The sequence below is a fragment of the Paenarthrobacter sp. 10N417 genome, from assembly GCF_056394745.1.
In genome coordinates, this window is sequence record NZ_JBFTIL010000001.1 from 378,680 (window position 1) to 398,529 (window position 19,850).

Sequence of the window (19,850 nt, forward strand, 5' to 3'; positions counted from 1 at the left end):
GGTTCTAGAGCGTTGCTGTTTCCGGGGCCCAGTCCTCGGGGAGAGCAGCCGAGACGGGTGCGTTGCTGGTGACGTCCACGAACGTGCCCGATTCCACGGATTCGGCGATCGAGACCATGCTGTCCAGCACGTGGTAAGCGAGATCGCCCGTGGCGCGGTGGGCGGTGCCGGCACGCAAGGCGCGGGCCATGTCTAGCACACCCAGGCCGCGGCCGTTGGCCGGACCGGTGGCAGGGATGATCTCCGGTTCTTCCGCGCCCGGACGCCACAGCTTCAGGTCGCCGTCGAAGTAGTTTGGATCCGGCAGGGACAGCGTAGCCTCCGAGCCCGTGATTTCAACGAAGCCCATCCGCAGGCGCGGCGATTCGAAGGAGAACACGCTGTGCGAGGACTGGCCGCCCTCGAACTGCGCCATCGCGGACACGTGCGTGGGGACCTCGACGGCGAATTCCTCGCCGGCTTTGGGGCCGGAACCAATAATGCGGGTCGCCTTCGCCGAGGAGCCGACGGCGGCTACCTTGCGGACCGATCCGAAGGTCTGGATCAGTGCGGTGAGGTAGTACGGGCCCATGTCGAACAGCGGACCGGCGCCGTGTTGGAACAAGAACGCGGGGTTCGGGTGCCAGGACTCGGGGCCGGGGGTCTGGAACGTGGTCATTCCGGTCAGCGGGGTGCCGATGTCGCCGCGTTCGATGATGCGGCGGGCTGTCTGAAGGCCGGCGCCCAGGAACGTGTCCGGGGCGGTGCCCAGGCGGATGCCGGCGGCATCAGCGGCTTTGAGCAGGCCAAGTCCGGACTCGCGGTCCAGTGAGAAGGGCTTCTCGGTCCAGACGTGCTTGCCCGCGTTGACCGCGGCCGTGGCAACCTCGACGTGGGCTGCCGGGATGGTCAGGTTCACGATAATTTCGACGTCGGGACGGTTCAGTGCCAGCTCAGGGGCACCGAATTCGGCGATCCCGTATTCCTTGGCGCGTGCCTCGGCGGCCTCGACGAAGAGGTCCGCGATCACCAGGACCTTCAGGTCAGGGAAGGTGGTGAGGTTGTCCAGGTATGCCTTGCTGATGTTGCCCGCGCCGATGACGGCAACGCCCACCGGGCCTGTACGGGTGGAGGGTGCGAAGCTCATGCTTGTACTCCTTCAGCTGCCTCTGCGTTGGCTGCAGCGGTCAGGTAGTTCAGACTCTCCGTGATGCCTTCGAAAATGTCTCCCGAGTAGTCATCGAACTCAACCACACCGACTTCGAGCGACTTGGCAGCAGCAATGACTTCCAGTACTGGGATGGCGCCCTGGCCCGCAGGCTGCTGGGCCTTGGTATCGGCGTTACCGGGGCCGTCCTTGATGTGGATCAGCTTCACGCGGTCTCCTAGGCGGGCCAGCAATTCAACCGGGTCGTGGCCGCCGACAGCTGCCCAGTAAGCGTCCAATTCCAGGACCAGTTCGGGTTCCAGCAAGGTCTCAAAGTATTCCAACCCGGTCTGGCCTTCGATGGTGGACTCCAGCTCCCACTGATGATTGTGGTAGCCGACTCGAATCCCATACTCGGCGCCCTTCTTGGCTGTTGCGTTCAGCTTGGCTGCGATGGTCTGAATCCCCTTGGCGGTCTGCCAGTCTTCAACAGGCGAATAGGGTTCGATCACTGTGGTGATGCCCAGTTCCTTTGCGGCCACGAAAATCTCGTCCTGGTCCTGGGACAACAGGGGTGCATGGCCGGACGGAGCGGTGAGTCCGTTTTCCTTCAACGCCGCACCGAGCTCCTTGGCGGTGGCCACGAAGTTGTACGGTTCAACCTGCGTGAAGCCGATCTCGGCGACTTTTTTGATGGTTCCAGACAGGTTTTCGGCGATTGCGTCGCGGAGGGTGTACAGCTGGAGGGAGTAAGACATGGGATTCCTTTTAGGTTGTGGATTGAGGTGAAGGACGACTCTTGGCGCCCCGGGTTGTGGGCGGCAATGCATGGTCATGGGCCGTCGCGGCAATGCCGCGTTGGCAGGCAAATCAACAGAATGGTCCGGTGGGGTCATACGAGATCCGGATGTCTGACGCCCTCGATGATGACCTCCGGAACCTCAATCGTCGCGGTCGCTTCGATAACCGCGCTTGAAGATCCAAGCAGTATGGTGATGGCTCCTGCCTCAAGCCCCCGCCGTCCGTCTTGCCACGTGTAGGCGAGCCTGCTGAGCGGTGCAGTGAAGCGAATGACTTCCTCGTGTCCAGGTTCGAGGGTGATCCGCGCAAAGTCGAGAAGCTGACGGACTGGACGTACAACCGACGCGCTTTCGTCCCGAGCATACAACTGAGGAACAGCGGTGCCGACGAGCACGCCAGCATTCCTGACGATGGCGTCAATTTCGAGCCGATCTCCATCCAATCTGACTTTGCCGAGGGACATGTCAAAGGTTGTGTAGGTTAGGCCATGTCCGAAGGGATAGAGCGGGGTGCTGTCTGGAAGATCGGTGTAGCCGTATCGGGTGAGATGGGGATGGTCGTAGCCGCTGCCGATGGGATGTCCATGGAAAAGGGGTATTTGTCCAGCTGAACGTGGGAAGGTGGAAGGCGTGCGGCCACTGGGGTGAATCCGGCCGAAAAGCACGTCGGCGACTGTAGCACCAGCCGCAGGACCAAGGAGCGGTGCGAGGACCACTGCGGCTGAGTGCGCGTGAACATTTTCCAACAGCAGTGGCCGGCCGGATACAACCACCGTGATCACGCGTTTCCCGGCCCTACCAAGCGCGCATATCAGTTCACTCTGGTCGCCGGGAAGGTGTGGGTGGGCAACGGTCCTTCCTTCTCCCGCTGTGTGGTTCCCGAACCAGCCTGTTCTTTCTCCCACGACGGCGACGACGACGTCAGCGTCCTCGACCTCGGAAAGCAGATCGTCGCGGACAAAGGAGTTTTTGTCCGTGAAGCTGCCGTAGTTGTAGTAGACGACGTCAGGATCGATGGCAGCCAGTGCACCGAGAACTGTGGCGGCACTGGGATGGAGCCGTCTGGCGCCTTCCTCAAAGCTCGGCTCGACTCCCGGGAGTCGAGTCTGGAACATGTCCGGCAACACGTCGGGTGAAGCCTCAATCCCGGGTACGTTTCCTGCAAGAATCTCTCTGACGGCAACAGGCATTTCGCCGTCAGCGACGGAGGAATAGGCACCGAAGTGAATACGCAGTTCGTCTGCCGCTGGACCAACGACGGCGATTCTCTGCCGCCCCGGTTGTAACGGCAAAATTCCATCGTTTGCCAACAAAGTAACGGACTGCGCGGCGACCTCGGTTGCCCGCGACTCCGGTTCACTTTCGGTGATGGGACGCTTTCGCTCAGGCGAAACGGTGGGAGCAAAACCAGGGATGAGCCCGAAACGCTGCTTCACCGCGAGGACGTTAAGCACGGCGCGATCAAGTGCTTCCTCGGGGAAAGTGCCGTTCTCGATGAGGGGGCGCAGACCAGAGGTAGTAGCGGCGCTGGGCAACTCCACGTCCATTCCGGCGGTGATCGCTTGCCCAGCAGCATGTCCAGGTGTTGCAGCGGTGAGGTAGCTTGTGAGCAGCATGGAGAACGCCCCGTAATCGCTGACCACAAGTCCCTCGAAACCCAAGTGGCCGCGCAGCAAGTTCTGGAGCAGCCAAGCATTACTAACAGCGGGGACACCGTCGATGTCGTTGTACGAGTTCATCATGATAGACAGGCCCGCTTCGCTAATAGCCCGCCGGAAAGGCTCGGCATAAACATCGATCAACTCACGCTTGCCAAGTTGGGTGGTTGCCTGGTTTAGCCCTCCCAGTGACACTCCGTAGCCCAGGAAGTGCTTTCCCGCTGCCAGCACACCGCTTCGACCATCAACGCCTTGGACGCCCCGAATGAATCCGAGGCCCATCTGGGCGACGAGTTCGGGGTCTTCTCCGTACGTTTCATGGACTCTCCCCCACCTGATGTCTCTTGCCAAGTCAAGAACGGGTGAAAAGAGGAGGTGTATGCCGATCTCGCGGCTCTGGCGTGCAGCTATATCGCCTACAGTCCATGGAACCTGTGGATTCCAACTAGCGGCTTGTCCCCATGAGGTTGCGAATTGAAAACCCTGCGGGTGGACCAATCCACTGATACCCTCAGCGTGCACCAACACACCGATCCCTAATGGTGCCACCTCCTTGGCCGCTTCTTGGAAGCGCACGAGTTCCCGACTCAGCTTGCCAATGTCAGGGGTAAGCTGGCCGCCGAGTGATAGATGGCCGACTCCAGAAGGCCGCACCTTGGTGACCAGTTCCACGTCATATGCGACATTGCCGAGTGCGTCTGAAACGGTGGGATGGGCTGTCATGTCCATTGGAACGATGCCCTGGATTTGACCAATTTTTTGGTCAAGATCCAGGTGCGAGAGGATTTTTCTTAGGTCTGTCATCATTTCTTTTTCGTGAGTGCGGATAACGCCCACTGTTTCGAATGTGGGCGATGAAGAATGCGCAGTCTGGCTTTTCGAGCCCGCGTTTGGGTTCGAGCAGTCAAGTGCAACTTTCAGATGGATTTCGTCGGGACCGAAACCCAGGCGGCCGTTGTGGCAACGGATTGTGTCGCAGCGGCCAAAGGGACTGAGGGATTGGACGCGACGGTCGAACCTTCGAACCTTGGGGAGCGGCCATCATCCTTTAGCGGCTCCTTGCATAACCAGCATCGTGTGGCCTTCCTATGAATACGAAGAACCCCGCAAGCAGCGGCACGACGAAATGAGTAGGCGGATGTCCGTAAGGAACTCGGCCTGCAGGAGTTGCAATTTCGAGGACAGCGTCGGGCTGCTAAGTGTCGGTATGTCCTGTTGGACCCGGTCGAATAGGCGGGCTTAGGGACTTGGTTCAGCCCTTCACACCTGACGAAACGGTGGAACGGATGAAGTAACGCTGTGCAAAGAAGAATATTGACAGCACAGGCAAGATGTACAGCACGGCAGCCGCGGCCTGCACCGTAGGGATCGTATTCCCGTTCGGGTCCTGGTACCACGCAGTAATGGCCACAGAGAGGGTCGTGTGGTCGGTGTCCAAGAGCAGCGCTGGCGCGATGTAGTCTCCCCACGTCCAGGTGAACGACAGGAGGAACGAAGTGATCAGGACCGGGCGGGAGAGGGGAAGAAAGATCTGGACGAAGATTCTGAACCAGCCGGCACCATCCATGATTGCTGCGTCTTCCAGTTCCCGCGGGAGCGATGAGAAGAACTGCCGGAAGAGGAACACCATGTACGGTGATGCACCAAGACCCCACAGGATCCAGGGCCAGTAGGTGTTCACCAACCCGATTTGCGAGAAGAGAACGTAGGTGGGCAGAAGCGTCAGAATCTGCGGAATCATCATGGTTGAGAGCAGGATCAGGAACAGGGCTTTTTTCCCAGGCGCTCTGAGCCGGGCGAAACCAAATCCCACTGTTGCACTGGATATGGTGATCAGAACTGAATACGTCGTGGCGACGAACAGTGAGTTGACCGTGTACCCAAAGAAGTTCATCTGGGTAACAGCATTGACGAAGTTAACCCATTGCGCTTCGTCGGGCAGGACCTGGATCGGCAGCGAAGCCCATTCAGCGGGCGTCTTCAACGCCGCCAACACCAACCACAGGAAGGGGCCGATGAAGAACACCGCCAGAAGCAGAACCAAAATGTAGAGTATCGCCGGTGGCCGCTTGTCACTCCGGGCCTTCTCGGTCTTCCGCACCTTATGGCCCCGTATGACCGCGGGTGTCGGTCCCACGGCTGTTTCGCTCTCAGTCGTGGTCATCGGGTTGCTCCTTCTTGCTCGGATTCGGTGTCAACTTCGTAGTAAACCCATGACTGGCTTGATCGCAGGAAGAGCAACGTCAGGCCGAGAATGATGAGGAAGAACACCCACAGCATCGCCGATCCATAGCCGAAACGGTTGCTGAGGAAGAATTCCTTGTACACCTGGACCATGTACAAGGTGTTGCTGTCCGGCACGCCGTTGACCTTCGAGATCCCAGCCGAGCTTGTCAGGAGCATGGGCTGGATGAAGACCTGCAGTGCCGCAATGACGCTTGTGATCACTTGGAAGAAGAGGATGGGTGAGATCATCGGCACTGTCACGTGCCGGAAGACGGACCACCGGCCCGCTCCGTCAATGGTGGCTGCTTCCTCGAGCTCGGCCGGCACTCCCTGAAGGGCGGCGAGCATGATGATCATGCCTCCACCCAGACCCCAAAGCATAAGGATGACCAGGGCGTAGAAGGCGCTCGGGTCAAGGAGCCACGCGACTGGCTGTATCCCGACGACTCCCAGCAGAGCGTTGAGGATGCCTGAATCCCTGTTGAAGACAAGCTTCCACATGATGGCCATTGCGACCACCGGCACGACTGAGGGCAGGAAGAACAATGTCCTCCACAGTCCCAACGCCCTCAGCCGCCGGTTGATGATGATCGCTAGACCGAGAGATCCGCCGACGGTCAGCGGCACGATGATAGCCGTGAATAGCAACGTCCTAAGCAGCGCCATCAACGCTTCGCCGTCGCTGAACAGTTCGACGTAGTTGTTAAGGCCGACCCATTTGAAGCGTGGGGAACTGCCGTCAAAGTTGGTCAGGCTCACAAGCAGCCCAAACACCATGGGTACCGCTGTAAGCAGCACGAAACCTATTACCCAGGGCCCGACGAATCCGTAAAACGCTTTCTTCGGGTAGCGGGACCACTTGCGTGCCATAGTCCTTAGCCGATCTGTTCTTTGCCCTGCGCGAGGGCTTTGTTTAGGTCATCGGTGAGTGCGCCGCATGCTTGTTCAACGCTCAATTCACCCTTAATGGCTTTCACGAGGTAGCTCTCGATCGTAGTGTTCATCAGGTCCACCGAGATGTAGGGCGAATCAGGCAGCGGCTTCGCGTACTGCAACTCCTTCTGCGTGACCTCGTAAGCCTGCTTTTGGAAGGGAAGATCCTGCGGCAACTTGTCCTTCAGCGACTTCAACCCTGGAAGACCCCATCCACTGGCTGCGCGTGCTTGGGCGGGTGGACCGGCCATGTAATATTCCATGAGCTTCCATGCGGCGTCCTTGTTCTTTGCCTTCGCCGGGATCCACCAGCCCTGGCCGGAGAACGTGGGCGCGACGCGGGTGTCTCCCATCACAGGTGACGGAGCCATGCGGACAGTCTTCAGCGCATCCGGTGCAGCGAAGTTGCCGCCGTACCAGTAGCCATCCTGGCTGATCGCCATGCGCTGCGCCGCAAAGGTTGAGTAGTCGGAGCCGTCTGCAAGCGGGTTCAGGGCCGTAGGCCCGGCTCCGGACTTCCCGAAGTCGACGTACCACTGGAAGGCGCGTTTGGCAGCGGCCGAGGTGAAGTCGACTTTGGTTAGGTCGTCGTTGTACAACTGCCCACCCTGCTGCATGACCATTGCCGATATTGGCTGAGAGAGGGACCAGGCCCATTCGACTCCCAGCCCGAAAGTGGAAGTTGTGGTGCCGTCTTGGACGGTGAGCTTCTTGGCGATCTCCAACAGGTCGTCATAGCTGGTTGCCTCAGTGTCGCTCAGGTATGGGACGCCCGCCTTGTCAAAGAGGGCTGTGTTGTACCAGAGCGTAGAGTCCTGGCTCCAGTCTTTGACAATGCCATAGAGGGGTCCTTCGCCACTCTTTGTACCATTCCAGCGGAAGCTGTCGTTGACGGGTTGAAGGTCACCTTCCTTCAGCACCTCGCTCTTCTCCAGGTATGGAGTAAGGTCCGTGGACAATCCTCGCGCGTTGAAGTTGGCGCTACCCACGGCACCGCCAACCGTGATGTCAGGCGGGTTGCCCGAAGCCAGCATGGTGTTAAGTCGCGTCGCATCGAACAGAACCTGATTGATCTTGATGCCAGGGTTGTTCTTCTCGAAGTCGGCTACCTGCTCTTTGGTGAGATCCTGAGCTCCTACCATGACGGTCAATGTGGTCTCCCCCGCCTGGCCAGCACCGCCACCGCCGGCGGTGCATCCGGCAAGTAAGGCCGTGGCCGCAATAAATGAGCCAGCGACAAAGGTACGCCGCCTGAATGTTGCTGCTTGTGTGTGCATGTCTACCTCCTTGTGACATGGGGTGCCCGGTACTGGGTCACCTTGTGTTCTTGATCACAATACATGAAAACGGAACAGTTGCTACAATTTTATTCATAGGAATGTTCCACCCCGGATTGCCCGGGCACCGTGGCACATCAGTAAGGTCTCTAGCATGAGTGAACAAAAGAACGCCGGCGTGCGTGGTCCGTACGCTAAGTCGGCGCAGCGAGCCAGCGACATCCTCGATGCCGCCGCGACCGTCTTCGCTACACACGGCTACCATGGCGGCTCGTTGCGCGACATCGCGCGTGGGCTCGACGTGAGTCTCACTAGCGTCGTTCATCACTTCGGATCCAAGTACGAGCTCCTGGTCGCAGTGCTCGAGCGGGCCGACACGACAACTCCTGGCAATGAGGAGTTTGACTTCGACGCCGCTTGCGCAGAACGAGGGGTTGTCTCCGCTACGCTGGAGCGGGTCCAGTCAAGCCTCGAGCGGCCTGAATTGTTGCGCCTGTTTGCCATTCTGGCGGCGGAATCCTCGGCGCCCACGCATCCGGCCCATGATTGGTTCGTTGACCGCTATCGTCGCAAAGCGAAAGAACTCTCGGCCGCATTCGCACATGACCAGACCCTAGGTCGGGTCAGTCCCCACCGGGACCCCTCTACCCTTAGCCGCCTGCTCATTGGAACGTGGGACGGAATACAGCTGCAATGGCTCATCGATCCGACCGCCGACATGAACAGATCCATGATGGCGTTCTTTGAGTGGGCTCTGCCGGAGGCGATCAATAACCTTCCCGCCACCGCGGACGGACCTGCGGCCAGGTAGTCCCGTTGGCGCTGTCCGGCGCCCCTTGATGCAGAGGGTCGACACGAGGCCTGGTTGGACGCGCCTCCGCTGCGACCGCTACTTCGGGAAAATGTAGCAGTCATTCTAATTTCATCGTAAGGTAGGCGCTGTCCCCTCTGATGTGGCGACGTTACAGCGTAAGTCTCAACGACGGGATCCTTTATGAAAATCAGAAGAATTACGTCCGATCGTTGCCATCGGCAGATTTTCCGGTTCAACTGACCGTCGGCAGCAGGGCGGCACGGGTGTGATAGGGCCGCCTAGGCTGACGATAAGTGCTTCAAGTTTGCTCGAGGCACGCGCCGTGACTCCCCCGGCGAAGCGAAGGCTGTCGACTTGGCCGGGCTGCTCTCGCGGCACGTCACCGCTTATGTCGAACCGCAAACAACTACTCGGGAGCCGGTCGAAGGAAGTTTTGGGATAGTGAGGATCGATGTTGATCAAGTAGCCCTGTTGCACCTCCATGATTCCGACGCCGATCTGTCGGCAGGTGAGCGCCTGACGTCGTGGGTTCCACGACTTAAACATCCCATGCGGCGAACTCCAAGTGGCACCGCCGCCGTATCGCTCGCTTTCTCTCGGGAATGCCCTCTCATAGATTCCACTGTGGTCGCCGTTTCCTCGCCCGAACGAATCCTCCAGCTGGCTCAGCTGAGCCAGGAGGTCAACCCACAGCAATTCTGGGACCGGGCCGCCGAGTCAGGTTCTGCCCCATCGCCCATCCTCGACCCATCCGTTAGATAGCACTCTTCAGGCTCGCGCTAAGGCCTGGGCCCGTTTGACACCCCTGCCAGTCAGATCCGAACCGATCGAAGACACTCCGCATCCAATCCCCGGACCCTCGGACCGACATTTAGCGCTGGCAAATTAACCCCAACCCTTTCAAGATTCGAGAATGCAATGATCGCCAGGCCAGAGTGGAACAACCCCGCCGTCTTTGAGTGGGGCGGCGAGCCGGCCCACGCCACGCTTATGCCCTACGAGACGCTAGCGCAAGCGGTGCGGGCAAACCGGCTTAAATCCCCATATCGGCTCAGCCTGGACGGGGACTGGAGGTTCAACTGGTCGCCTAATCCGGAATCGAGGCTCATCAACTTCTCCGATGAGAATTTCGACGATTCGGGTTGGAGTAATATTTCAGTTCCGTCGAGCTGGCAGCTGCAGGGCCACGACTTTCCGATTGGAACCAACCTGATCCTGCCTTGGACTGGTGCTAACGGGAAGTGCGAGCAACCGGACCCCACAGGCAACTACCCGTTCGCGCCGACCGCTTACAACCCGGTCGGCCAATACAGGACCTCATTTGAACTCCCACTCGGCTGGGAGGGTCGCCGAACATTCATCCACTTCGATGGCGTGGAATCGTCGTACTTCCTCTGGATCAACGGCCAGCGGATCGGATATCGGGAGGACAGCTACACGTCCGGGGAATTCGATGTCACTGCCTTCCTTAAACCTGGACGCAACCTGGTCACGGTTGAGGTCTATCGCTGGTGCACGGGTTCCTACCTGGAGAACCAAGACAACGTGCGGCTCTCGGGAATCTTCCGCAGCGTCTTCCTGACCTCGCGATCAGAGGTCTTGGTCCGTGACTTCACTGTCCTCACCCACTTGAGCGATTCCCTCCTCGAAGCCGCCCTGGAAGTCACCGCCGATATCCGGGTCTACTCCGGCAAGAGCGCAGGCCTTGATTATCAGCTTCGGGCGCGGCTCTTTGACGGGACAGTGCCCACAGAACCCGAAGTATGGACACAAACCGCGTGCGTGACACTACCGGGGGCTGGCCGCGATGTCTCCATAATAATCTCTGCGCCGTTCCAGCGCCCGCGTTTGTGGTCAGCGGAGCACCCGGACCTCTACACATTGGTACTTGAACTCTGCGCACATGACGGATCCGTAGTGGAACGGGTGTCCACTCGCGTCGGCTTCCGCCGTGTAGAGGTCGTCGACGGCGTCTTCCGAATCAACAGGCGGGCCATTTCAATCCGAGGCGTCAACCGTCATGAGTGGAACCCGCGGACCGGCCGTACTCTGACCACCGATGACATGATCGCTGACATCCGCCTCATGAAGCAGAACAATATCAATGCCGTGCGGACGTCCCATTACCCTAATGATCCGCGCTGGTATGAACTCGCCGATGAGTATGGGTTGTACGTGTTCGACGAAGCCAACAACGAGAGCCACATCAACCGCGTAGACGGGGCGGGCCAGCCCAACATTCCGGGCGACCGTCCGGAACTACGGGCCCCACTCCTCTGGAGAATGCGCAACATGGTGGAGAGGGACAAGAACCATGCCTGCGTGATCGCATGGTCTACCGGCAACGAGTCAGGCGTTGGCTCCAATCTGGAAGCCATGTATAAGTGGGYCAAGGACCGTGATCCAACCCGCCCGGTGAGCTACCAAGACGCGACAGGCTCCGGCTCCGCTGTCGTGCCAACTGGCCTCTCTGACTTCGACGGCGACTTCTACCCTCCCGTCAACGAACTCATCACTCGAGCCAGCCGTGATGAGCGGCCGTACCTGCTCGTCGAGTATGCCTTCAGTCAAGGAAACGCTTCGGGCTACCTCGACGAATACTGGGCAGCCATCCGCGAACACGCCGGCCTGGTCCAAGGAGGTTTCCTCTGGGATTGGGCCGACAAAGGACTTTGGTGGCGCCGTCCAGGACACTCTGGGGAAGAATTCATGTCATACGGCGGCGACTGGGGCGACAACCCAAACGAAGAGAGCGCCCACATGAGCGGTCTCGTCCTCTCAGACCGAACACCGACACCGAAGCTCGCCGAAACTAAACTTGCCTATCAACCGGTAAGCATCGTCGCCACGGACCTGGCCGCCTGGACCGTTACCGTCTCGAATGAGCACCTGTTCACGTCCCTCGACGGATACACATTGAACTGGTCGCTGACCGAAAACGGCCAGACAATTCAGGAAGGGTCGTTTCCAGGGGCTCAGATAATCGTCATGCCCCAAGAATCCACAGAATTCAGGCTGCCATGCACTATGCCTAAGCACCTTCGCCCTGGCGCCGAGTATCGGCTTGACGTTGCATTTACACTCGCCGAAGACACCCCTTGGGCGAGACGTGGGCACGTCATTTCGCGCGCGCAGTTTGATATTCCGGTCCCCGTCCTGGGAGAACTGCAAGTAACGGCCAACGATCTGCCACCCGTGCAGATCATCGACGACGGAAAGCTGGTACAGGTTACCGGAGATCAGTTTGCCGTTTCGATCGCCCGGGACACCGGCCGCATGACATCACTCTGCTACGACGGACGTGAGATGCTCGCGAGCGACCTGCTGCCAAGCTACTGGCGGGCTCCCAACGACCCCGAACTATCCACGCCTGAACTGCGCGTAAATCTCCCCGAGCCGTCACAGCCGTGGCGTGGCGTCGGCGAAAATTGGGCCATCAGCGAGGTAGAGGTCCAGCCCATGCCAGGCGCCGCCCGAGTAACTGTTCGCGGCGGTGTCACCACGCGAGTCCCCTTCCGGCCTAGTCATCAAATCACCACGTCGCCCCAGTCGATCATCTACACCATTTACGGCAACGGCCAGATCGACGTGTTGTCTACTTTCTCGCCCGTAAATAACACACCCAACCCACAAGTCATTGGCACCACACTCGGAATTAAGCCGGAGTTGGACATCATCCATTGGTACGGTCGCGGACCGCTGGAGTCGACCGCAGATCGCCGCGCCTCGGCATTCTTCGGGCGATACTCCGGCTCTGTGGCGGATCAGGTCACCCGCTACAGCCGGCCGCAAGACAGCGGCAACAAGGCGGACACCCGGTGGGCCGCCCTTGTCAACGATGCGGGCTCGGGCCTGCTCTTCGTCGCCGGTGGCCACATGTACTTCAACGCCCAGCCCAACAGCCCAGACGAACTGGCCGACCGCAGACACTGGCACGAGGTCGCTGCATCAGAACGGACGGTCGTTCGCATCGACTCCGCGCAGGAAGGCATGCAAGGAGGCAACTGGGACGTTTTAACCCGCCCGGACAAGTACAGCAACACCGCCGCGAAGGGGCCATACAGCCATCTCTACCGGATCCTGCCGCTTCGCGAAGGAGACGATCCCGCTGCTTCGGCCACCAAGTATGTGGAGACCGATCTGCGGTACGCCCCTCCGGCGGCTCCACATGCAAGTCCAATCGGCAGCGTAGTCTGCCGTGAGTACGGCGCATGAACAGCCGGCCAACCCGAACGCCCCCGGGTCATTGTCGCTTTGTTGTATCCGGCGGACTCGTGGGCGCTCGGGCAGACTCCGGCTCGACGAGTCGAGCCGGCTGGGTTTGAAAGTCGGTCATGTCCGCGCCGATTTCGGCGATGAGCACTTCAGCGATGCGATGGGAGACTCCGGTGTGGTGGTCAAGGCTTCCCTGTCGACCTGAAAGGGTTCCATCGCCTCCTCGATCCGTCCGGTGAGGCTTCGATGGTACGGATGTGGGCACCGATCTGGTCCAGGCGCAGTCTTGCCATGAACGCGTGGTGAGGCTTGAACCTGCCGGCTTTCGAATCATTGGACCATCACGGCGTGACGGCCATGCAGGAGTGCCAAAGAAGCGGATTCCCCTGAGGTGTCGGCCAGCTCCCGCATGGGGCGGGCGATGGCCCCGTCGAAACGGACGTTGTCGGGAACTGCCGAGCCAACCTCGAAAGCGGTGATACCCAAACCGTATTTTCCCGTTGGCAGCTTCTGCACAAATCCTTGCTCCACGAGAGTGCTGAGTAGGACGTGCGCGCTGCTTTTTCCGATCTGGCAGGCTTCGGCAACGTCGCTGAGCCGGAAGCCTCCAAAACGCGGAGGCCGGGTAAGGAAGCCCCATTTCGACCTGCGAGGCGCCTCAATACCCATGACGTACTACAAGGGAGCCCTGAGACGATGCCCGGGTTGCTCCCTTGTAGTATTTGTCTGCTGCTCCTCATTCTCCTCGCCGGGGCTTCGGGAACAACATTTCCGCTAGGAGCTAGCTAAGTTCCTGGCGCGCCGACTCCTTCGCGAGCAGCACTGCAACCAGGCCGATGGCACTGGCAATGCCGCCGACTATGAGAAGAGGATGCCAGGATCCTGCTGTTCCCACGAGGGAGAAGGAGATAAGCGGCGTCAGCCCCGCAATTGCACTTGAGCCTTGAAACCCGACTGAAATGCCGGTGTACCTGACGTTGGAGCTGAAGAGCTCAGCGAGGTAGGCAGCGAGTGGGCCCCATGTGGCGCCCACGAAGACAAGAAGTCCGCCGACAGCAAGCACCAAGGTGAAGAAGGTCGCCTCCGATGTCAGCAGGCTGAAATATATAGGAAGCCACGCCACACAGCCGACAAGTCCAATAGCGAGGACCGGCCTGCGCCCGATGCGGTCCGAAACGTACGCCCAGGAGATCGAAGCAATGATGTAGATTATCTGCGCAGCCGTAATCGACCACAGGATCAGCGAAGCACTCAGATGAATGATGCTTGTGGCGTACGGAGTAATGAACACAAGGCCGAGCTGGTAATAAACGAGGCTGCAGAGGGAAACCCCGAAAGCGCAGAAAAGCTGAACGGCATGAGTCCGGAAGACTGTGACGATGGGCATCTTCTGGATCGTACTGCCACTTTCCTCTTTACTCTTTTCCCGCATTTCCAGGAATGCGGGGGTATCGGCAATTCGGGTGCGGATATACGCCCCGATGAGGAGGAGGAAGGCGCTGATTAGGAATGGAACGCGCCAACCCCAAATCTCGAACTGTTCTCTGTTGAGCGTTCCAGTTATGACTGCCAGGAGCGCAGAAGACAGCAGGAACCCGAGTGAAGCCCCAGCGTTGGCGAAGGCCGAGTAGAAAGCCCGGCGCTTCGACTTTGCTGCATGTTCAAGGATCAGGAGCGCGGCACCCGCGTACTCACCGCCTACAGCGATACCTTGGGCAAAGCGGAGCAGAACCAGCAGGGCCGTGGACCACGCGCCAAGCTGTGAGTAGGTGGGGAGGAACGCCATAAAGACGGTGCTTCCGCCCATCAACCAGATGGTGACGACGAGCATCTTCTTTCGTCCGACGCGGTCACCGAAGTGCCCGAAAAAGATACCGCCTAAGGGCCTAGCGAAGTAGCCAACTGCCAAGGTGCTGAAGCCGAGCAGGACTTCCACGACCGGGTCGCTTGAGGCGAAGAAGAGCTTCCCTAGAATCAGTCCCGACAGGGAGGCGAAGATGAAGAAGTCAAACCACTCAAGGACAGCTCCAAGTGTGCTGGAGAGCACAACTCTCTTGAGTGAGACCGACGCTTCAGTGTGAGTTTGTGTTGGGATGGTCATCTGGTTCCTTTATTGTCGGGGAGGCCTTGAATCAAGAGCGGGCGGGTGTGCTTGGTTGATCGGCACCCTGAATGCGGCTTTTACAGAACCTCTGGGTTCAATTGCTTGCGGAGAGGCTTGCCTGACAACGCACGGCCGATTTCGTCTGCTGAGAGCCTCTTCATGTTGGCTATCGATTGCGTGGAGTAGAAGGCAGCATGCGGAGTCAGTACGGTGTTTTTCGCAGTCCGTAGGGGATGGTCGGCCTCCAGCGGCTCAAATTCGAAAACATCCAGGGCGAGGCCTCCCAAGTGGCCTTCGTTGGCCAAGTGGGCGGCGGCTTTCGTGTCGATGAGGGGTCCTCGGGCTGTGTTGACGACGATCGCCCCAGCTTTGGTTTGCCGGAGTGCCGATTCGCCCAGGATGTGGTGGGTCTGTGGTGTGAGGGGGCAGTGCATTGAGATGACGTCGGCTTCGGCGAGGAGTTTGTTGAGCTCCACGGCCTGGATGTTGATTTCGGCAAGCTTCGTGGGGTCAGCCCGGGGATCCGAGGCAATAATTCTTGCCCCAAAGGCCTGCAGTCGTTCTGCGACGAGCCTTCCGATCTGTCCCGTTCCGATGAGTCCAACTGTGATTTCGCTTATTGCACGAAGGGGTCCCATGTCTCTGGCGAGCATCCATCCTTGACCAGACTCGGTGATGGCGCGGTGATACTGCGGGATTTTCCTGAGCAGCGTGAGGACCAAAGTCACGGTGTGGTCGGCGACGGTGCCGGCGCCGTAGTCGGGTACATTACAGACACGCACACCGAGGCGCGTTGCCGCTTCCAGGTCGACGGTATCGAAACCGACGGCGTACCGGACCACGGTTGCTCGCTGTGCCAGGTTGGCAAGTACGCCTTCTGTGATTGGTGCGTATCCCGCCACGACAACGTCTGCGCCTTTGGTGAGTTCAAGTACTTCGTTTTCGTCGAACGTGTGCGCTTCGATGTACTCGGCTCCATGGTCTTCTGCCATGGTTCTCGCCTCGTGATAGTGCTCGAACTCGTGATCAGTAACAACGACCTTCTTCAACGGCTTTTCTCCATCAACATTCAGGGGAGCCCAACTGGGGCTGGGGCGAAATGAGGTGATTGGAAAACTAGCATGGCAAAACTGGTCAAGATATCCGATAAATCCACAAAACCATATGGGCTTTTTGGCTAAACATACAAAGGAGTTCCTGCGCTGGCGCATCTGGTAACCGTCGGAACGGTATGGTTGTCGCCTGCGTGCTGCTCCTCAAATGTAAGGGAGCTTCAGGCGTCCGGAGGGTGGCAGTTATAGGAGACTGGCTTTCGCTACTTTTGCTACCACCTGCGCTCGTCCGCTTTGAGACAGTTTTCCTTTGTTGTTGGATAGGCGTCCACGGGTTCCAGGAGCTGGTTTTGTAGGTGGCGGCGGCTGTGAATTGTGCTGAGCCGCCGGCCCGGCTGCTGGGTCGGCGGCTATTGTACCAGGATTCGATGTAGTCCATGACGGCGGTCCTAGCAGGGCGCCGTGAACCGTAGCATCGGTGGTGGTAGAACTCGGTTTTCAGGTGCGAGAAAAAGGTCTCGACTACTGCGCTGTCCCAGCAGACTCCGACTTGCCCATGGATTGTGTGACGCCGTTGGTCACGCACCATTGCTGAAATTCCTCGGAGGTGTACTGGGCGTATTCAACCGGCCGAAGCAACCGTTGCTATTGGGACTGAGCTTGGCTGGTCCGCGAAGGCTTCCGCTGGAGTGCGCCGTCTGCAGGGCCGCGGTGCACAGGCAGGCGCGCATGTGTACAGCCATGGACCATCCGATGACCATGCCGGAAAACAGGTCGATGACGGTAGCCAGGTAAAGCCACCCCTCACCGGTGCGCAGTCTCGCGATGTCACCGACCAGGCGGGTCCCGGGCATCCGGGAGGTGAAGTCCCCTTGCTCTGGGCGCCGAGCATGTCGCTCTCGATATGCGCGGTCTTGGCCTGCGGGTCCTGAACCGTTGGTCTTCCGGGCATCGGTTCGGATGGCCAGCAGGCCCTTTTCCCGCGTGATGGCCCCACCATGGGCGCGGAGACTTTGTTCCCGGCCGCGTTTAGCAATTGAGTCATCTGGATCACGGTCGGCTTTCTCAAAAAAAGTCGGTCACCGTGGTCACCAGTTCTTCATGCCGCACCGCCACACGGTGACGGCACCGATCGGCCTGCGCCCCGATAGAACGAGGCCCTGCAAGCCATCCACGCCAGGCACAGCCACGCCACGGAAAGGTTGGCCTTCCCCGTTTCGATGAACTCGTAGAAGTCCTCTACTTTTGCTTCGCGGGAAAGAAGGAGCGGACTTTTCGTAGGAACTCGACCCTTGCCTTCGACCGCTCGTTCTCAGCCAACGCCTTCCGGCGCTCTGCCCATGACGCAGGCCCACGTTCTTCCGRCTGAACCGGCACGGTGCCCTGCTGACTCTTTTCGGTGCCCGTGCAGCCAGTTCCCCATCGTGCTTTCCTTCACCGATCGGTTCGTGGACTAGACAAGCCGCACAGGAACCTCCCGGAAATCAGCATCATATTTTCTTCTCGGCTTCGTCATCTAAGGTGAAGCTCCCATCAAACTGTCTGAGAAAACCGTACGACCGCAACCTACGCATCATTAATAAGTGAGCTCGCTTCGAGAGCGAGCCAGAGCTCGAACGCTCCTCGGTAATCCTTGAGATTCCGGGCTGTCAGCTGCTCAATCCGTTTCAGTCTGTAGCTCAGAGTGTGTTCATGAACGAACAACCGTGCGGCTGTGGGCCTCAACCTGCCATTGTTACGAAAGTACTCCGTGAGCGTGAGCTGCAGGGCGGTCCCGTGGTCGGCATCGTGTTCGATGATGGGCCGCAACGCGCTATCCGCAAGTTGAAGCATCGTCTCGACATCCGGATTTAGCCAGCGCGAAAGCCCCAGCTGTTGCTCGGCTAGCACCAAGCAACCTCCAGGCGATCCTTCGGCGAGGCTTAGGGACCAAACTGCTTGTCGTTGCATTTTGGGCAATGCATCAAGGTCATAAAATTTCGAGCTAGTCCCAATGTCAATACCGAGTGTCTCTGCCAAGTCTCCAAGTTCCTCATCACTGCAATTGATGACTGCAAGTAATGATTTTCGTTTGAGTAACAGATGAGAGATGTCCCGGTCAGCAAACCAGTCTCTAACGCTTGTCTCAGTATCGAGCGTCTCCTGTTGGTGTTCGGCGAAGGCCAGAAATCTCAGTCCATGACTAGGATCCATTCCAAACTCCAGGAACTGCGAACTCATGTCAGGGGCTTGATTCTCATGGTCGAGCGCGATGGCCAACAGCGTGCTGCCCTGCCGGTGAACAGACTCTCGCCGGCGTTGGTCATCGATGGCGTCCAGAGCCACGAGTGAACTCACATGTTGCAGCGCAGCGAGTCCGCCCGGAGGTGTCTCCCTGTCTGTTGTCCCGACAAGATAAGCACTAGCCCTGTTGCCGACGAAAATTGGAAGAACGTAGCCGCCTGGGATGACTCTAAGAGCCTCCGATCCATCAAGGTGTTCCATCGCCAGCTCATCTGGGACCCAGCGCCATTCGCGCAAAAGTGGACGACATGCCGGCGACACTACAGCTAACCGGTAGCCTGAAATCTGCTCCAGCCGAGTGTAAATTTCAACGATGTTTTTGTCGGCGCCATTCCTCAACCGCAGAGTTTCAAAAATCTCCAAGTGACGAGTCAGGCGCCGCTTCGTGGATCGTTCACTGCCGGTAGCAACAAGGTGGGAGAACTCGACGAACGGTATTGTCCTGGGAAGTCGAAGGACGGGAAATGATAGCCTGTCGGCCTCATCAACGAGCTCTGGGGTGAGCTCGGGCCCTTTGATGCTGACCACCAACCCGGCCAATCGATGGTGTGCGAGCCTCGCGACATAGTCAACTTGCCCTTCGGGGTCCTCCGGAATTCCCAGGCCGTTCACGATGAGCAGTTCCCCGCCCTCGCACCACGGACCTGGATCAGGTAGCTCCGAAACGTGTGTCCAGAGGACAGGGTTAGTCTCGCCCTGTCCCCCAGCGACCAATTCCAGCCCGAGATGCGGCATAGCGACAAGATCAGCAACGGTGAAATTGTCACTCATAACTTCCTGCCTGAGCGGAGAGATGGATGGAGGCTGTCATCGAGTCCCCATACGGGGCGACCTGAACGTCAATGTCCTTGTCCGAGAACAGTACATCGAAACAGGGGACCGGACATCACGGAGGTACTTGCTGCACACCTAGCGCTTTTGTAGGCAAGAGGCCATATGACCTGTGCGGCCGCCAACCTGAAGTCAGGTTGGCGGCCTAACGGCGTCAGGTTGGGGCACGCTTCAGCTCTTATGAGACCGACTAGTGTAGGTCTCTGATGCAACACTGACACTTCCGACGCGTCCCTCAACCGGGCGCCACACATATGGGTTCTTATGGGCGTTTTCCTCGTTCATTGAGGTTTCAGTCTGGCGGTGACCGCGAACTGCGATGCTTCTGATGCCTTGAACCTCTTACGCCACTATCTGGTCGAGGTATTCAGACCAACTCACATTAGACAGAGCCGCCAGCCTGCAAGAGGAAAGTGGATATCCGCCCACTCGTCCAGACAGTATCCGGACGACTGGCCGCAGAAAGTTACTCACGACTCATAGCCTGGAACTGCTGTCATGAAAAACAACCGTGCCAAGACCTGTGGCGCG

Annotated in this window: 13 protein-coding genes and 1 pseudogene; 2 read left to right on the top strand and 12 right to left on the bottom strand. The window is 58.9% G+C overall.

What is annotated here, in order from left to right; translation table 11 throughout:
* Window positions 1-4: 4 nt before the first annotated feature.
* The 6 genes from AC1DCM_RS01545 to AC1DCM_RS01570 all read right to left on the bottom strand — a co-directional run bounded on the left by AC1DCM_RS01545 (window position 5) and on the right by AC1DCM_RS01570 (window position 8,020).
* Window positions 5-1,126, bottom strand: coding sequence for a Gfo/Idh/MocA family protein (locus AC1DCM_RS01545; RefSeq protein ID WP_477517037.1), 1,122 nt, complete (start codon window positions 1,124-1,126; stop codon window positions 5-7).
* The gene (locus AC1DCM_RS01550; protein ID WP_477517038.1) at window positions 1,123-1,884 is read right to left on the bottom strand and encodes a sugar phosphate isomerase/epimerase family protein; all 762 of its coding nucleotides are present in this window, start codon (window positions 1,882-1,884) and stop codon (window positions 1,123-1,125) included. The genes AC1DCM_RS01545 and AC1DCM_RS01550 overlap by 4 nt, the downstream gene beginning before the upstream one ends.
* Before the next feature lie 134 nt (window positions 1,885-2,018).
* Window positions 2,019-4,391 (bottom strand): glycoside hydrolase family 3 N-terminal domain-containing protein, encoded by a 2,373-nt coding sequence (locus AC1DCM_RS01555; RefSeq protein ID WP_477517039.1) that lies wholly within the window; start codon window positions 4,389-4,391, stop codon window positions 2,019-2,021.
* A 445-nt stretch (window positions 4,392-4,836) separates the two neighbouring features.
* Complete coding sequence (locus AC1DCM_RS01560; RefSeq protein WP_477517040.1) at window positions 4,837-5,748, bottom strand: carbohydrate ABC transporter permease; 912 nt, start codon at window positions 5,746-5,748, stop codon at window positions 4,837-4,839.
* On the bottom strand, window positions 5,745-6,680 hold the full coding sequence (locus tag AC1DCM_RS01565) for a carbohydrate ABC transporter permease (protein WP_477517041.1): 936 nt from the start codon (window positions 6,678-6,680) through the stop codon (window positions 5,745-5,747). The genes AC1DCM_RS01560 and AC1DCM_RS01565 overlap by 4 nt, the downstream gene beginning before the upstream one ends.
* Window positions 6,681-6,685: 5 nt before the next feature.
* On the bottom strand, window positions 6,686-8,020 hold the full coding sequence (locus tag AC1DCM_RS01570; RefSeq protein WP_477517042.1) for an ABC transporter substrate-binding protein: 1,335 nt from the start codon (window positions 8,018-8,020) through the stop codon (window positions 6,686-6,688).
* A 154-nt stretch (window positions 8,021-8,174) separates the two neighbouring features.
* On the opposite strand from AC1DCM_RS01570, the gene AC1DCM_RS01575 reads away from it, so the two are divergent.
* On the top strand, window positions 8,175-8,831 hold the full coding sequence (locus tag AC1DCM_RS01575) for a TetR/AcrR family transcriptional regulator (RefSeq protein ID WP_477517043.1): 657 nt from the start codon (window positions 8,175-8,177) through the stop codon (window positions 8,829-8,831).
* Between the two features lie 921 nt (window positions 8,832-9,752).
* Complete coding sequence (locus AC1DCM_RS01580) at window positions 9,753-13,049, top strand: glycoside hydrolase family 2 TIM barrel-domain containing protein (RefSeq protein WP_477517044.1); 3,297 nt, start codon at window positions 9,753-9,755, stop codon at window positions 13,047-13,049.
* Between the two features lie 330 nt (window positions 13,050-13,379).
* On the opposite strand, the gene AC1DCM_RS01585 is transcribed toward AC1DCM_RS01580, so the two are convergent.
* The 6 genes and pseudogenes from AC1DCM_RS01585 to AC1DCM_RS01610 all read right to left on the bottom strand — a co-directional run bounded on the left by AC1DCM_RS01585 (window position 13,380) and on the right by AC1DCM_RS01610 (window position 19,259).
* Complete coding sequence (locus tag AC1DCM_RS01585) at window positions 13,380-13,718, bottom strand: helix-turn-helix domain-containing protein (RefSeq protein WP_477517045.1); 339 nt, start codon at window positions 13,716-13,718, stop codon at window positions 13,380-13,382.
* A gap of 112 nt (window positions 13,719-13,830) precedes the next feature.
* Window positions 13,831-15,150 carry an MFS transporter gene (locus tag AC1DCM_RS01590; RefSeq protein WP_477517046.1) on the bottom strand — a complete coding sequence of 440 codons (1,320 nt, stop codon included), beginning with the start codon at window positions 15,148-15,150 and terminating at the stop codon, window positions 13,831-13,833.
* An 80-nt stretch (window positions 15,151-15,230) separates the two neighbouring features.
* Window positions 15,231-16,145 carry a C-terminal binding protein gene (locus AC1DCM_RS01595; RefSeq protein ID WP_477517047.1) on the bottom strand — a complete coding sequence of 305 codons (915 nt, stop codon included), beginning with the start codon at window positions 16,143-16,145 and terminating at the stop codon, window positions 15,231-15,233.
* Between the two features lie 142 nt (window positions 16,146-16,287).
* A complete protein-coding gene (locus AC1DCM_RS01600) occupies window positions 16,288-16,794 on the bottom strand; it encodes an IS3 family transposase (RefSeq protein WP_477517048.1) in 507 nt (168 codons plus the stop codon).
* 90 nt (window positions 16,795-16,884) lie between these two features.
* A pseudogene (locus AC1DCM_RS01605) lies at window positions 16,885-17,074 on the bottom strand (DDE-type integrase/transposase/recombinase); the annotation flags it as partial.
* Window positions 17,075-17,771: 697 nt separating this feature from the next.
* Window positions 17,772-19,259 carry a PucR family transcriptional regulator gene (locus AC1DCM_RS01610; protein WP_477517049.1) on the bottom strand — a complete coding sequence of 496 codons (1,488 nt, stop codon included), beginning with the start codon at window positions 19,257-19,259 and terminating at the stop codon, window positions 17,772-17,774.
* Between the last annotated feature and the right edge of the window lie 591 nt (window positions 19,260-19,850).

Excerpts from the sequence above, each read along its gene's own strand:
- AC1DCM_RS01545 (WP_477517037.1), bottom strand. The coding sequence starts at position 1,126 with ATGAGCTTCGCACCCTCCACCCGTACAGGCCCGGTGGGCGTTGCCGTC.
- AC1DCM_RS01550 (WP_477517038.1), bottom strand. The coding sequence starts at position 1,884 with ATGTCTTACTCCCTCCAGCTGTACACCCTCCGCGACGCAATCGCCGAA.
- AC1DCM_RS01555 (WP_477517039.1), bottom strand. The coding sequence starts at position 4,391 with ATGATGACAGACCTAAGAAAAATCCTCTCGCACCTGGATCTTGACCAA.
- AC1DCM_RS01560 (WP_477517040.1), bottom strand. The coding sequence starts at position 5,748 with ATGACCACGACTGAGAGCGAAACAGCCGTGGGACCGACACCCGCGGTC.
- AC1DCM_RS01565 (WP_477517041.1), bottom strand. The coding sequence starts at position 6,680 with ATGGCACGCAAGTGGTCCCGCTACCCGAAGAAAGCGTTTTACGGATTC.
- AC1DCM_RS01570 (WP_477517042.1), bottom strand. The coding sequence starts at position 8,020 with ATGCACACACAAGCAGCAACATTCAGGCGGCGTACCTTTGTCGCTGGC.
- AC1DCM_RS01575 (WP_477517043.1), top strand. The coding sequence starts at position 8,175 with ATGAGTGAACAAAAGAACGCCGGCGTGCGTGGTCCGTACGCTAAGTCG.
- AC1DCM_RS01585 (WP_477517045.1), bottom strand. The coding sequence starts at position 13,718 with ATGGGTATTGAGGCGCCTCGCAGGTCGAAATGGGGCTTCCTTACCCGG.
- AC1DCM_RS01590 (WP_477517046.1), bottom strand. The coding sequence starts at position 15,150 with ATGACCATCCCAACACAAACTCACACTGAAGCGTCGGTCTCACTCAAG.
- AC1DCM_RS01595 (WP_477517047.1), bottom strand. The coding sequence starts at position 16,145 with ATGGCAGAAGACCATGGAGCCGAGTACATCGAAGCGCACACGTTCGAC.
- AC1DCM_RS01600 (WP_477517048.1), bottom strand. The coding sequence starts at position 16,794 with ATGGTGCGTGACCAACGGCGTCACACAATCCATGGGCAAGTCGGAGTC.
- AC1DCM_RS01610 (WP_477517049.1), bottom strand. The coding sequence starts at position 19,259 with ATGAGTGACAATTTCACCGTTGCTGATCTTGTCGCTATGCCGCATCTC.